At 61.5% G+C, this 14,223-nt stretch carries 12 protein-coding genes; 5 read left to right on the top strand and 7 right to left on the bottom strand.

The window, feature by feature from the left end; genetic code table 11:
• Positions 1 to 910: 910 nt before the first annotated feature.
• Genes CTP10_RS32655 through CTP10_RS32645 form a run of 3 tightly spaced genes read left to right on the top strand, consistent with a single transcriptional unit; the run spans position 911 to position 3,689 of the window.
• The gene (locus CTP10_RS32655; protein WP_271815750.1) at positions 911 to 1,711 is read left to right on the top strand and encodes a site-specific integrase; all 801 of its coding nucleotides are present in this window, start codon (positions 911 to 913) and stop codon (positions 1,709 to 1,711) included.
• Positions 1,708 to 2,676: a tyrosine-type recombinase/integrase gene (locus CTP10_RS32650; protein WP_116324050.1), complete on the top strand. Its 969-nt coding sequence runs from the start codon at positions 1,708 to 1,710 to the stop codon at positions 2,674 to 2,676. Before CTP10_RS32655 ends, CTP10_RS32650 begins: the two co-directional genes overlap by 4 nt.
• Complete coding sequence (locus CTP10_RS32645) at positions 2,673 to 3,689, top strand: site-specific integrase (protein WP_116324049.1); 1,017 nt, start codon at positions 2,673 to 2,675, stop codon at positions 3,687 to 3,689. The genes CTP10_RS32650 and CTP10_RS32645 overlap by 4 nt, the downstream gene beginning before the upstream one ends.
• A gap of 122 nt (positions 3,690 to 3,811) precedes the next feature.
• Here the strand turns inward: CTP10_RS32645 and CTP10_RS32640 are convergent, their stop codons facing one another.
• The 6 genes from CTP10_RS32640 to CTP10_RS32615 form a co-directional block, all read right to left on the bottom strand.
• The gene (locus CTP10_RS32640) at positions 3,812 to 4,228 is read right to left on the bottom strand and encodes a hypothetical protein (protein WP_271816174.1); all 417 of its coding nucleotides are present in this window, start codon (positions 4,226 to 4,228) and stop codon (positions 3,812 to 3,814) included.
• Between the two features lie 234 nt (positions 4,229 to 4,462).
• Positions 4,463 to 5,623: a porin gene (locus CTP10_RS32635; RefSeq protein WP_116324034.1), complete on the bottom strand. Its 1,161-nt coding sequence runs from the start codon at positions 5,621 to 5,623 to the stop codon at positions 4,463 to 4,465.
• A 502-nt stretch (positions 5,624 to 6,125) separates the two neighbouring features.
• Entirely contained in the window at positions 6,126 to 6,929 is an 804-nt protein-coding gene (locus CTP10_RS32630) for a TauD/TfdA dioxygenase family protein (RefSeq protein ID WP_116324033.1), read from the bottom strand.
• The gene (locus CTP10_RS32625) at positions 6,926 to 7,963 is read right to left on the bottom strand and encodes a zinc-binding dehydrogenase (RefSeq protein ID WP_116324032.1); all 1,038 of its coding nucleotides are present in this window, start codon (positions 7,961 to 7,963) and stop codon (positions 6,926 to 6,928) included. Before CTP10_RS32625 ends, CTP10_RS32630 begins: the two co-directional genes overlap by 4 nt.
• 34 nt (positions 7,964 to 7,997) lie before the next feature.
• Positions 7,998 to 8,969, bottom strand: coding sequence for a Bug family tripartite tricarboxylate transporter substrate binding protein (locus CTP10_RS32620; protein ID WP_116324031.1), 972 nt, complete (start codon positions 8,967 to 8,969; stop codon positions 7,998 to 8,000).
• A 183-nt stretch (positions 8,970 to 9,152) separates the two neighbouring features.
• Entirely contained in the window at positions 9,153 to 10,214 is a 1,062-nt protein-coding gene (locus tag CTP10_RS32615; RefSeq protein WP_271816172.1) for a 3-keto-5-aminohexanoate cleavage protein, read from the bottom strand.
• A 140-nt stretch (positions 10,215 to 10,354) separates the two neighbouring features.
• On the opposite strand from CTP10_RS32615, the gene CTP10_RS32610 reads away from it, so the two are divergent.
• The gene (locus CTP10_RS32610) at positions 10,355 to 11,404 is read left to right on the top strand and encodes an AraC family transcriptional regulator (protein ID WP_116323911.1); all 1,050 of its coding nucleotides are present in this window, start codon (positions 10,355 to 10,357) and stop codon (positions 11,402 to 11,404) included.
• A 67-nt stretch (positions 11,405 to 11,471) separates the two neighbouring features.
• Positions 11,472 to 12,002, top strand: coding sequence for a carboxymuconolactone decarboxylase family protein (locus CTP10_RS32605; RefSeq protein ID WP_114135222.1), 531 nt, complete (start codon positions 11,472 to 11,474; stop codon positions 12,000 to 12,002).
• 1,089 nt (positions 12,003 to 13,091) lie between these two features.
• Here CTP10_RS32605 and CTP10_RS32600 read toward each other — a convergent pair.
• Positions 13,092 to 13,976 carry a porin gene (locus CTP10_RS32600; RefSeq protein ID WP_334223338.1) on the bottom strand — a complete coding sequence of 295 codons (885 nt, stop codon included), beginning with the start codon at positions 13,974 to 13,976 and terminating at the stop codon, positions 13,092 to 13,094.
• Positions 13,977 to 14,223 lie beyond the last annotated feature (247 nt).

Genomic DNA, 14,223 nt, shown 5'->3' with positions numbered 1-14,223 from the left:
GTCCTCAGGGACACCGAACTTTCAGTCTCCTGCCTGATTTTCTCGCCGCAAGGCTGCCGGGTCTGCTTGCCTCGATCGACGCCGCCGTCGCAAGCTTGCCGCATGTGCGCAGCATGGAGGCCGCTGCCGATGCGCTACGGCGGGACGACGTGAGTTTGCCGTCGGCTGTACGTTGGTTGCGCCGCAGGGTACGCGCGGTTGAAGCAGCGCTGCATGCGGTATCTTCCCTGCAACTGCCAACGCCGAGCATGCCGCAAAGGTGCCGCATGCCCGGCGAAGCCAGCCCGTACCGGACGCTACTGGAGTTGAGGCATGCGCTCCCACCACAGATACTCAGCGAACTACCGGCACCGCTGGGTTTTCTGAGATTGCAGCGAGGCGTGTGGATCCGTCCTGCGCTTGACCAACAAGACACGGGGCCTGACGGGAGGCGCGAGCCGATCTACGCTGCAGCGGTCAACTTTGAGCAAACATTATGCAGCTTGATCCGACCGATACACGCCGATCCAGGCCGTCCCCGACGACGAGCGAGATCATCCACGTGTGGCGTGACGACCGCTCCGTAAAGGACGGCAGTGCCTACGTGTATCTCCGGTGGATCAGGCGCTTCAGGGCATATTGCGACCAGCGCGGACTGCACGAGCAAGCCCAGTTGACTCTCTATGGTGCACGTCGCTTCGTCGATTGGTATTCCCGACGGCATGATATAGGTCCCGACGCAGCGGCGAACGCTAGGACTGCGGTTCACGCATTGAATCGTGTTTATTGCGTGCTCGGAAGGGAAGCGCCGCCCTGGCGGGTTGCGCCGGTTGCCAGTTGCCCTGCGACGGGGGTACTGCGCGCATACACGGATCACCTCATAGCACATCGCGGCAGCCCGCAGACGACTGTGCACAAGAGGCTGATCCACATGGGCTATTTTCTGGAGCATCTTCGCAAGTGCGGTCAGACGTGGCGCTCCATGACTCTGGTTGATATCGATACGTTTCTCGTTGACTGCAGTCATCGATACGCCCGTACCACGACGGCCGACATCGCTGGCAGCATCCGGTCTTTCGCGCGCTTTCTGATTGCCACCGCTCGCAGCCGGCGCAATCTCGCCGATTCAGTAATAGCGCCCGTACAGCCAAAGTATGAGCGTCCACGTCGGGCGCTGCCGTGGGAGGATGTGCAGCGGTTGCTCCATGCCGTTAGCCGGTCAAATCCGTGTGGTCTGCGCGACTACGCGATACTGCTAATGATGAGCACCTATGGCTTCGGCGCCGGCGAAGTGATCGGGCTGCGACTTGACGATATCAACTGGAGCGCCGCCACGTTTCGGGTGATTCGACCGAAGACCGGAACGGCCTTCACGTTACCGCTGCTGCCGGCCGTCGCGAGGGCACTGGCTCTCTATCTTCGCGACGGAAGACCACCACACGCAACGACCCGCTATCTATTTCTTCAGTGCAAGTTGCCATTCGCCCCTCTGAGTTGCGCGTCCGCTGTCAGGCACATCGTGGTCAAGCATGCCACCGTGGCCGGCTTGACAGCTACTTACCTCGGCAGCCACGTGCTGCGTCACTCCAACGCATCACGTCAAATTGACCTTGGTGCGGACCCGCGGGTAGTCTCCGATATTCTTGGCCATCGCGACCCGGATTCCATTTCTGCATACGTACGCATTGCAACGGAGTCGTTGCGGGACGTTTCACTGCCGGTGCCATCATGAGAACGCTTGTGACAGCGAGAGGGCTGGCCCGTGATGCAGCGAACTTTCTGAACTTCCGGCGTGCCATGGGCGTGCAATATCACCGCGGCGAGTTTGTGCTCAACGGCTTCGTGCTGTTCATTGCCGAACAATGGGGCGAGCAGACCGTGGCACTTGATGAGGCTATCCGGAGATGGTCGTCGCGCGTCGCCGGACGCAAGGCCGTCACGGTGAGCCAGGAATTCGGGGTGGTCCGCCAGTTGTGCCTTTACAGGCGCCGCACCGATCCGCGCGGATATGTTCCCGAACATGCGCTCGCGCCAGTCAAGGAATCGCCGTTTCTCCCGTACATCTTCTCGCATGAAGAAGTGCTTCGGCTCCTGCATGCGGCGAGCAGCCATCGCGGTCGCTGGATTTGGGGGCCAATGTTTCGCGCATTGATGCTGGTGCTTTACTGCACTGGCCTGCGACTGGGAGAAGCGGTCCACCTGAATATGGAGGACGTAGATCTCCGCCGCAACACGTTCCTGGTGTCGCACAGTAAAGGGCGATCCCGCATCGTGGCGTTTCGCCCGGATCTGGCCAGGGAGCTGCATCAATACCTGGAGGCACGTCGACAGCTCCTTCGGAATCGTCGCGTCAAAGAACCGCAAGCGTTGTTCATTCGTCTGGACGGCACACCACTTACGGTGAAGTCCGCATCGGAGGCAATTCGGCGGTTGCTTCGGCAATTGGCGATCAAACCACCCGCCGGCAGGATCGGACCGAGACCGTACGAGTTCCGCCACGCCTTCGCGGTGCATCGTCTCACGGCATGGGCATCTACCGGAGTGGATGTCCACGCAAAGCTACCCTTACTATCTGCCTATCTCGGTCATCAGGACGTGCTCGGTACAGAGGTCTACCTGAAGGCGACACCACAACTGCTGGATCTCGCCAGCAGACAGCTCCAGAATCATCTGCGCCATGCGCATAGTCCAGAATGAAGAATGCACCATCCGCGGCCTTGTTCATTCGGGTCGAGTCGTTCTTTGCCGATTACCTGCAACGCGCGCGCGGTGCTAGCATCCATACGGTGCGCGCCTATCGCGATGCCCTGAAGCTTTTCTTTGAGTTCGTCGCGACGAACAAGGGGTGCAGCGTTTCGGCTATTGATCTTGGTGACATGAATGCTGCAACGGTTTCCCGATTCCTCCTTCATCTCGAGACGGACCGGTCAAACTCGGTGGCAACGCGCAACTGTCGACGTACCGCTATTCGAAGCTTCTTCAAACACCTGCTGCGCACAGACATCGTTCACTCGCATCAGTATGCCGGAGCGCTCGCAATTCCGGCAAAGAAGGCACGACATCAGCCGGCGACCTATTTGGAAGCTGATGAAGTCCGTGCGATTCTTGCAACGCCCAACACAAAGACCATTCGTGGGCATCGCGACTACGCATTACTGCTGTTTCTCTACAATACCGGCGCGCGTGTCAGTGAAGCGGCGGGTCTTTGCTGGAACGACCTGCAACTAGCCTCTCCACGGCAGGTCCGGCTCCACGGTAAAGGTCGCAAGGATCGACTCCTGCCGTTGTGGCGCGAGACTGCCGATGCGCTTCGCCGGCTAGGAACGATCAACCATCCGGGCACACAGCCTCATGTTTTTCTCAATCGCCATGGAGAAGCGCTAAGTCGTGATGGGATTGCCTACATTCTGCGCCGGCACGTGCAAGCCGCGGCTCGGGAACTGCCTGCGCTCGCTCATAAGCGGGTCACGCCACATGTACTGAGGCACAGTTGTGCTGTCGGATTGCTGCAATCGGGTAACGCCTTGCCGGTGATTCGCGACTATCTTGGTCATGCGAGCATTGCGACAACCGGACGCTACATCGAGACAAACCTTCAGATGAAGCGCGATGCCCTGGAAATGTTCTGGCAGCATGCTGGGATCGAGCCTGCTCATGCGAGATCATGGAAACCGAAACCCGACCTTCTCGCGTTTCTGAGTTCGCTGTAAGCGATAAGATTTATGTGGTGACGCAGGAGCATCCGAAGTCTACGTAAAAGCGTCGACCGCTCGATGCTCAGCATAAAACCGTACTCGGGATACTGCCGTGCGACGGAAGCAAGATAGTCTTCTCACACCCAGTCGCAACGCACGACAACGGTGCCAAGTTTTCTGCGCGCCTCGACCGCGAGATGCGCCTTGGCGGTATCGCGCAGGGCAAATGACCGGTCGACTGCGTGGAGAGCATCAGGGGCCCCGCCCAGCCATCGGCAAATTCCGCCCTGCACCTGCCTGCGAATTTCGATTGGCATGCCCGAACGGTAAAGCCCTCGCGCGGAAAGATTGCGCCGGATCAGCGAGACAATTGGCAAGGCTTCCGCTGGATCCGGGCCCATCGCATATGAGACCCAGGTCGCATGCTCGGCCGCCACCTGGAAGCCAAGCTTCATATTCCCGATGGCATCTACATTGACGATGCGATCGACGCCTTTTCCTGCTGTGAAGTCGAGAATTCGCTCGGCAACATCGTCCCTGGTGTAGTCAACCACCTCGTGCGCTCCACCCCGTCATGCGTGGGCAGCCTTTTCCGCAGAGCTCCGTGGTCACGACACGAGCGCCTCCCCATTTCGCAAGCTGCACGGCGTAATGGCCGACCGCGCCCGCTCCACCTGTGACAAGCACCGTCTTCCCTTCAATCAGCCCATCCAAGAACAGGCTGCAATAGGCCGCCTTCGCTGGTCCCCGACAGTGCTCCCCTCCAGTCCCGGATCATCGAGCGCTTATCAGAACACGTGACGGATACCCACGGCGGCGCCAAGCATCGAGGTTTGACCGCTGGCGAGCGCGTAGCTGTTACCGAGCGCAAGACTGGTGGCGTAGTTATTCGCAGCCGAATCCAAAGTCAGGCCGGCGTTCTTCGAATAAGCCGTGGTCAGATAGATGTCGGTGCGCTTCGAGATCCGGTAGTCAGCAATCAGGGCAATCTGCCAGGGATTGGCAAAATTGCTGCTGCCGCCGATGCTCTTTACATTCTGGTAATTGTACTCGAGCGTGAAATCGATATTCGCCGTAGCCTGGTATTGGCCACCAATCCAGTAGAAATCGTCCCGAAGCAGCAGAGTACCGTCTGGCGCATTGTTCCGCCCCCAGCGGTAACCACCCATCACTTTTGCCGTGCTGTTGATGGCGTAGCTGGCCATCACAGCGGCCTTCTTGAACGTGCCATTGTTGGTCCCGATCGTCGGATTCCACTGGTCATAGCCAATGCCCAATCCCACCGGCCCGATTACATAGGTCAGGCCTGCACCGTAGCCCGTGTCGCGGCGAAACTGCCCAGGCAATTCACCATTGCCGCCTGCCGCTGGAATCGTGGAATTGATCTGCGGCAGCGATGTTCCCACGCCAAACGACCAGTGCGCAAAGGCCGTAAGCGGGCCGAACGCGCCCGTGTACTTCACCGTGTTGTCCTCGCGGAAGTTGGGACCGACGATCAGGGCGGCCGGCTCATACTGGGTGGCATATCGAGCCGGGACAAAGTTGGCGAGCGTGCTGAACAGCGAGTGGTATTGGCGGCCAACGGTGATCTGGCCCATCTGCGAGCCAAGCCCGACAAACGCCTGGCGACCGAACAGGCGGCCGCCTTGCTGTACGGTGCCGGTATCGCTGTTAAAGCCACCTTCCAGAACGAAGACCGACTTCAGCCCGCCGCCCAGGTCTTCCGTGCCGCGAAGGCCCCAACGCGAACCGGAGTAGCCCCCTGCATTTTCACGAAAGACCTTCTGACCCTGGCCGGAACTGAAATTATTGGTCGACCGGGGCACCACACCGACCTTGTTGACGTATTCGATGTTGGTGTCAATGACGCCGTACAGCGTGACGCTGGACTGCGCTTCGGCTGCACCGCATGCGCAGACGGCCGCAAATCCGAAAATCGTCTTCCTCATGAATGCTCTCCTCCGTGTTTTCTGATTTGATTGGTTTTCTTCTGGCGGCCCGACAACATAGTCCAGCCAGCGCTCGCCACTACCTCTGCCCCGCTCGCGCAAGCGCAAGCGGGGCAGAAGGTCAGCTGCCTCTCAGGGCAAGGCGCTACGACACCCACACCGGTTGCTTGCCGAAGGCCCCCGGGTAAGCGTCCGGATGAACGCGTGTGGCGTGGTGCAGTCAGTCACTGACGTCCCGATACTTCAACTTCCCTTCCTTGAACAAGGTTCTCAAGCGGCTGCACGCTGATTCGCAAGAACCTCTGGTTGCAAGGACACTACCTGCCGGGGTCGCCCTACGAGATGCGTTGGATAGCGCAGCAGGGCTAGTCGCGTTCGATGCGTGACTTCCGGATGCCATCCACGCGGTCGACCCGGCCTCGAGCGCCTTAAACAAAAGGCGATACCGGCTGCTTGGGGTTTTGCCGACCCACAGCAGCCGCGCCGCCAAGCAAAGCCCTTTTCAAGCGGGCACTTCGCCCTTCAGGGTGACCCGGTTCAAAAAACGCTCCTGGTTGCCGTAGTCGTGGACCGCATAGTGCATGGTGCACCGGTTATCCCACATCAGCGCATCGCCGACGCTCCACATGTGGCGGTAGATGTTGTCCGGCTGCGTGCTGTGCTCATACAGGAAGTTCAGCAAGGGCCGGGCTTCGGCCTCCGTCATGCCCTCAATGCCCATCACATTGTCCGGATGCCCGATGTAGAGCGCCTTGCGGCCGGTCTCCGGATGCGTGCGCACCATCGGATGCACGGCGGAGGGCACATCCGACTCGCACACGCCTTGGGAGCGGGCCAGCCGCACGGCGCGGAAATGGACGCGCAAGCCTTGCAGCATGCGTTGCATGACGGGAGTCAGCCTATCGTAGGCGAGATATTGGTTGCACCACATCGTGTCGCCACCCGCCGGCACCACCTGCGCGCTGAGCATGGTGATCTTGGGCGGCACGGGCGTGTGCGGCGCATCGTAGTGCCAGGCCTCGGTCGAAATCAGCGCCTTCGGCGCCGTTCGGATCTGGACCACTTCGGGATACTCATCGAGCCGCAGCTTGGACAGCAAGGCCGGAACGACCGGCTCGCCCCAGTGACGGATGAAATCCAGCTGAGCCGCTGGCTTGAGCGGCTGCTCGCGGAATACCAGCACGCAGTGCTGCAGGAATGCCTTGCTCAGTTGCTCGAACCGTTCGTCGGTCAAGGGCTCCGAGAGCGAAACGCCTTCGACCGAGGCACCGATCGAGCCGGTGAGTGGTGTGATTTTTACGGTCATGCAAGCTCCTTCGTCGCAGTCTGCGACATGGTGATTGGCGCGGCAGCCGCCATCACACTCTTGTGGACGGCCAGGACGATTTTTCCGAAGTGCTGGTTGGTTGCCATGTAGGCGTGGGCCTGCGCGATGTCGTCGAGTGCGAACAGGCGGTCGACCGGCATCTTGAGGCGATTCTCGCGCAGCAGCGTCAGCACATCGCGCGCGCACGCTTCGATCAAGGCGAGCCGTTCTTCCTCGGTACGGGTGCGGAAGGTGGTCCCGACAAGCTTCAGCCGATTGACCCACATGTGCTTGATGTCGACCTGGGCGGTATCGACGCCGCTCATCCGCGCGATGATGACTAGCCGGCCGCGCACGGCCAGGCATTTCAGGTTGGTGTCGAACACCGCGCCGCCCAGCGAGTCGATGATCACGTCCACGCCGCGGCCGTCGGTGGCGTCCTTCACGGCCTGCACGGTGTCCGACTGCCAGGCATCGATGGTGTGGGTCGCGCCGTATTCACGCAGTCGCGCCAGCTTGGCCGCCGAACGCGAGGTGGCGATGACCTGGCTCGCGCCGAGTTGGGCGGCGAGTTGGACGGCGGCCAGTCCCATGCCACCGGTGGCGGCATTTACCAGCACGGATTGGCCGGAATGGAACTCGCCGTTGGTGACGAGCGCGTCGTGCGCGCTGATGAACACGTTGGGGAATGCGGCCGCCTCGACCCAGGACAGCGTGGCCGGGATCGGGATCAGCGCGCGCGCCTCGGCCAGCACATACTCGGACTGGCCGCCCCAGCCGTGGCCGGTGACGCGGTCGCCTTCACGCACGCTGTGCACATCAGGTCCGACCTGGCTGACAATGCCGGCGAACTCGATGCCGGCCAATATCGGGCCGCCGCTTTTCGCTTCCCCTACCCGGATCAGTTCGCCCCGGTTCAGGCCCGAGGCCATCACCTGTACCACCACTTGGCCGGGACCCGGCGTCGGGCGGGGAATTTCGCGAATTTCCAGGTGGCCGCCTTGCGGGCCCGGAATAATCATGGCTGCTTTCATCGCTGGATCATTTCCATCAAGGTTTGTCATGGTCTTACTGCTTCAGGGTCACCTTGCGGTTCAGCGCGTCGAAGTGGTCGTAGTCCGACTGCAGGCGCTGCGCGAATTGCTGCGGCGATTCGGGCATGATTGGCTCGAATCTCAGCTTGGCGACCTGGTCGCGGAACGGCGCCAGACCCGCGATGCGGCGCGTGACGGCGTAGAGCTTTTCGACCACGGCTGTTGGCACCTTGGGAGATACCGCGATGCCCTGCCAGCTGCTGAAATCATTGAACTCCTGAAAACCCTGTTCAGCGAAGGTCGGAACCTGCGGCATGCCGGGGTAGCGGGTGGTGCCCGCGATGGCCAGCGCTTTGATTTTGCCGCTCTGCAGATGGGGGCCCGAGGTCACGACGCTGTCCAGACACATCGTGACCTGATTGGACATCACCGCGAGCAGCGCGGGCGGAGTACCCGAATATGGCACGTGCTGCATGTTCACGCCGAGTTTGAGATTGAGCATCTCACCACCGCGCTGTGCGATCGTTCCGGGACTCGGGGAAGCAAAGCTGCTCTTGTCCGGCGCAGCCTTGAGTTGCCGCGCCATGCCGGCCAGGTCATTTGCGGGGTAGTCCTGCGCAACGACCAGCACGTAACGGTACTGGGTGAGCGCCGCCACCGGCCGCACGTCCTTCATCGGGTCGTAGGGGGGCTTCATGACGTGCGGTATTTCGGTGAGCACGTTCGAGCTGGTGTACAGGATGACATGGCCGTCGGCAGGCGCGTTCAGCATCGCCTGCACGCCGATGGAGCCTCCGGCGCCCGCCTTGTTTTCAACGATGACAGGTTGGCCAACTTCCTTGGACAAATAGCTGGCAAAGATGCGAGCCGGCGCGTCCATGTTTCCGCCGGCAGGCGCGGGGACGATGATCTTGATGGCCCGCTCGGGCCAGGCCTGGGCCAGCGATGAGCAGGCCAGCAACAACGCACCGAGCGCGAAACGACAAGACGCAAGGCTAGCATTCATGGATATCTCCTCGGTTTTTTTCACACGACGCGGTGTACTGCGGACGATCTAACTCCAGGCATAGACGCGTGCAGCGCCGGCTCGCCGACCAGTGCGTTCGCTGCAGGCTGGCCAGTGGCCCGGTGCCTCGTGGCGCAGACCGGGAACCGGCAGCAGTGTCGGCGCTGCGGAGTCTTGCGTCGCTTATCGCGCCACCTTGCGTTCGGCCAGCGCCGGCCTGACCGGACGGCGTGAGGTGGGATAACGCAACTCGGCGAGCGTCTGCTCGGTCGTCTGGTACTGCGTGCCGATCTTGAAGATGGCGCGCGCCTCCTGGGCCGAGGCGACACCCCGTCCCAGTTCGTGCGAGATGCGCACCAGTTGTTCGATCTGCTTCACGCTGGACATCGGCTCGCCGGTGGGGCCCCAGATCGTGTCCTCGATGCCGCAGCGCACATGCAGGCCCATGGCGATCGCCATGGTGTTGACCGGCAGGGTGGCGCGCATCAGCGATTCCAGTGTGAGCGTCGAGCCATCGGGGAGAAGGCGAATGAACTCCATCATGCTGTAGGGGTCCGGGTTGTCGAAGCCGCCGCTTAGCGCGACCCAGTTCACATTGAGCGGCCCCTTGTAGAGGCCACGCCGGATCAGGCGCTCGAGGGTGACCAGGCCCGACTTCATGGTGATCTGGAAGTGCGGCTGGATGCCGTTGGCCGCCAGCTGGGCGAGGTGTTCGCGCAACCAGGCCGGCCCGGCCGGAACGATCATCTCTTCGTAGGCGTCATAGACCGCCTTGCGCTCGAACGAGGTGCCCGCGCAGTCCTCAGCGGTCATGATCTCAACCGTGTTCATCTGGCCGGTGTTGACTGCCACCGTGACCTGCTCGGGCGTCGGCTTCAGACGCGCCAGCATGTGGCGCGTCTCGTCGCTCAGCCACTCGGCGGGCGAGCCTTCCTCGACCGGCGCGAACGAGATCGAGCCGCCGACCTGGATGATCATGTCGGGCACCGCCTGCTTCAGGCGCGATAGCAGCTCGTTGAAGCGGTCGAGGTTCTTGCAGCCAGAACCATCGTCCTCGCGGGCATGGAAATGGAGCACGGTGGCGCCGGCGTTGTAGCAGTCCACTGCCTTCTGCACCTGTTCCTCGATCGTGACCGGGATGTCGGAGGGAAAGTCGCCCGGCTCCCATTGCGGGCCATAAGGCGCGGCGGTGATGACAAGTTTTTCCTGGTTTTCGGGCAGCAGGGCCCCGTCGAGGAAGTGCATGGTGTTCTCCTTGGTAGGCTCCGGTGTCTGCGAAGGCAGGCCGTGCGCGCTGGTAGCTATGATGCGGGTCGCCGCCTCGACAGAATTGATCCGTTGTCGCGTAGAATTGATTAGATGTAACAGCTCAAAAACTTTTGAAAATGTCCACCGACCAGCCCCACCTCATTCGAAGTGCCAGCCTGACGGGCTTCGCCGATCTGGCGCAGTCGGCTGGACTTGACCCCTTGGCGATGATGCGCAAGGCAGGCCTGCCGCGCCGGTGTCTCGACGACAGCGAGACCCTGATCGGCATGGAGGCGGTATGCCGCTTGCTGAACCACTGCGCGCAAACCTCGGACATGGAGGCGTTCGGCCTCAGGCTGGCCAGCCGCCGCCATATCTGGGAACTCGGCCCCGTCAGCCTCGTGATCAAGCAGGAGAGCACGGCGCTGAGAGCGGTCAAGACGCTGCTGGGCTACAACCGTGTGCTCAGCGACGCTCTGCTAGCCCGGGTGGATGAAGAAGACGACGTTGTCGTCATCCGCGAGGAATTGATATTGGGCAAATCGGTCCCGACGCGCCAGGCGATGGAGCTGACGGTCGGCGTGATGTTCCAGGTGCTGCGCGACCTTCTGGGGCCCAAATGGGAGCCTCGTATGGTTTGCTTCACCCATCGGCCGCCACGGGATCTGAGCTTTCACCGTTCCTTCCTCGGCAAGCGCCTCGAGTTCAACGGCGACTTCAACGGAATCGTCTGCGCGGCAAGCGACATGACCCGTGCACTGACCTCGACGCAGACCGGGCTCGCGAGTTTCGCGCGCCGCTTCATGGACTCCTCACTCAGCCAACGCCAGCCGGGGTGCAAGGAAACCGTGCGCCACCTGATCGCGGCCTTATTGGGCAGCGGCCGTTGCACGGCCGACAAGGTTGCGCAGCACCTGGGTGTCAGTCGGCAGACCCTGCACCGGCACCTGAGCCTCGAAGGCGAGCAGTTCAAGTCGGTGCTGGATTCCGTCCGCCGCGAGCGGGCGATGACGCTGCGCGACGACAGCGACCATTCGCTGGAAGACGCGGCCTCGATGCTCGGTTTCTCCTCAGCCAGCGCCTTTGCGCACTGGTTCCACGCCAGCTTCGACACCAGCTTCATTCAATCCAGGCGGGCGCGCCAGCGTGAGACAAAAGAACAAGTTTATGTGACCGCTGATCAATAGCAGCCGACCGGCCAATCGTCATAATTTCGCTTGTCGCGGGACACTGAAAACTGAAGGAGGCAAGAGCATGGCACGCATGAGGATGGTCGATACGGACACCGTGGACCCCGAACTGAAGGACGTCTTCGAGAAGATGAAGCAGCAAGGCACGGTGCTAAACGTCTGGCGGATGATGGCCTGGTCCCCCGCGCTCGCCAAGGCGTGGGCGCCTTGCTCGCGCGGCCTTCGCAACGACCTGTCCGTCTCGCGCAAGCTGCGCGAGCTGCTGATCGTGCAGATCGCCTTGCGGCACGAATCCGGGTACGAATACGGACACCACGTGCATATGGCGCGGGCCGAAGGCGTCACGCCGGCGCAGCTGGCCGCATTGCCGGACGGGCGGGATGGCGCGCTGTTCGACGCTGACGAAGCCCTGGTGCTACAGCTCGCGGACGACCTGACGCATGCCAGCGGCGCGAGCGCGCCGACCATGAAGGCCTTGCTGGAGCGTTTCGGAGAGAAGCACCTGATGGAACTGCTCGCGACCGGCGCGTTCTATTGTGCGGTAGCGCGCATCGTCAACTCGCTCGATTGCGAACTCGAACCTGAAGCCCGCTGAGTGGCTTGCCGGCGCGGGCGCGGCAGGGAATAAATGCTCTTGCCGGCCTTGTCCCGATCCTGACTCCAGTCAGGTCGATGGGCTGCCGGCTGACGCCATGGACAGCTTCATCCACCCGTCAAACTCCCCGAAGGGCGGTAATGCCGTTCAGTTAAGGTATCAACCACTACTGTCATTCCCGCGCAGGCGGGAATCCAGCGTCGTTTGAAGTCACTGGCTTCCCGCCTACGCGGGAACGACGGTATGTTGACTGAACGGCATTACCCCCGAAGGTCGACCTTTCGGTGTCCTTCCCGGTCAGGCAACGCGTGAGTCAACTGCTCGCTCTTTCGAGCGGCCCCCTAAGCTCGGAACACCCGCTGACCAAATCCGAAAATCCAGTCGCGTTTTGCAGTGTGAGCACTGATGACTTTTGAGCGGACAGACCGAAGTCTTTCGCATTCGCTATCAAGTGCCCACACTTATCGGTTTTTTGGTTGTTAAAGAAACCGCCCTTTCGGGTCACGCTCATCGGCTTTGCCGTTTGCGGTCCGCAGCAGATTCCGGAATCTCCGGTAGTGGTGACTTCAAGTCGTGCGGAACGCAGATGTATTGCGCCGCAGTCCCAAGAGGACGCTCTCGCTGACTGTCCAACTTTCGGGTCGACAAGTATCTGGCGTTCCACGCTGCCACGCATATCTGGCCAGGACACTGACTTACCAATTTGCGACACGACGCGCGCAGCTGCGGCAAGCAACGGCAGTTTTTCTGTTCGCACAGAGGTACGAGGGTGATATCAAGAGGGGCCGGCCGGGCATCGCGCCGGATAATTTTCTGCGGAGCAGGCAGCGGCCCTTGCACATTTCCCCAGACGAGTGCGCCATTCCAGGGGTTATCCCCTGCCGGTCTCCCGGCGCACTCAGAACTTGTGGCGCACGCCCAGCGCGATCCCCAGCACGTTGGATTCGCCCCGGCCGAGGGTATTGCTGTTGCCCAGCGCAAGGCTGCTGGCGAAGCCGTTGGCCAGCGAATCCAGTCCCAGTCCTGCATTTTTCGAATAGGCCGACGTCAGATAGACATCGGGCGCTTCGAGAATCGAGTAGGTGCCGATCAGGTTGATCTGCCAGGGATCGGGTATCGATTGGTTGCCGAACAGGTTCTTGAAATTGTCGTAGGAAGCTCCGCGATCAGCCCCAGCGCCGACGTCACCTGGTATTGGCCGCCGATCCAGTAGTAGTCGTCGCGCTTGACCATGCTGCCGTTCGCTCCGCGGTTCTGACCCCAGCGATAACCGCCCATGACCTTGGCATTGCCAAAGGCATAGCCGCCTGCAATTGCCGCGTTCTTGAAGGTACCCGTGCCGTTGCCGAAAGCAGGGTTGAACTGGTCGTAGCCTGCCGAGATGCTGATGCCGCCGGCGATAAAGGACAGGCCCGCGCCGTAACCAGTGTTCCGACGGAACTGACCAGGCACCTCACCGTTACCGCCACCGGCAACCAGCAATGGGCTGGTCTGCGGCACAGCCAGACCGACGCCGAACGACCAATGCAACGATGCGGTCAGCGGACCGAATGCGCCCTTGTACCTGACCGTGTTGTCTTCACGATAGTTAGGCCCCAGCAGTAAAGCGCTGGGCTCATAAGGCGTGGCGTAGAGCGCCGGCACAAAGTTCGACATCGAGTCGAACAGCGACGTGTACTGCCACAGCGACGCGTACTGCCGGCCAAAGGCCACCTGTCCATAGTTTTTGCTCGCGAGACCGACGTACGCCGAGCGGCCGAACAGCCGACCGCCCTGCTGCGAGGTGCCGGCGTCCTCGTCGTAGCCGCCTTCCAGCACGAACAGCGACGACATCCCATTGCCGAGGTCTTCCCTGCCTCGCAAGCCCCAACGCGAGCCTGACAAGCCGCCCGAGTTCATCCGGTAGACCTTGTTGCCTGGGCCGGGATTGTAGCCATTGGCCGGGGCTGGCGCCACGCCCACGTGGTTGGCCAACTCCAGGTTGGCGTCGGCAACGACGTACAGGGTGACGCTGGTCTAAGCCAGCGCCGTACCGCATCCTGCGCCGACCATGACAAAAAACCCAGTCTCGTCTTCTTCATCCTCCCGGCGAAGCCCTTGCTGTCTTGCCGCATGAGTAGAGATTCGATGATCGGGCGATAAAAGGAGAGCTATCGGGATCGCCTGGCATCCATTGGCCCAGGGAGTACGCCCCCTCCGGCTGCCGATCGAAGAGGCACCT

Source organism: Cupriavidus sp. P-10, assembly GCF_003402535.2.
Classification (GTDB): domain Bacteria; phylum Pseudomonadota; class Gammaproteobacteria; order Burkholderiales; family Burkholderiaceae; genus Cupriavidus.
Note: the sequence above shows the minus strand (reverse complement) of the source record. Positions and strands in the feature narration are given on the sequence as shown.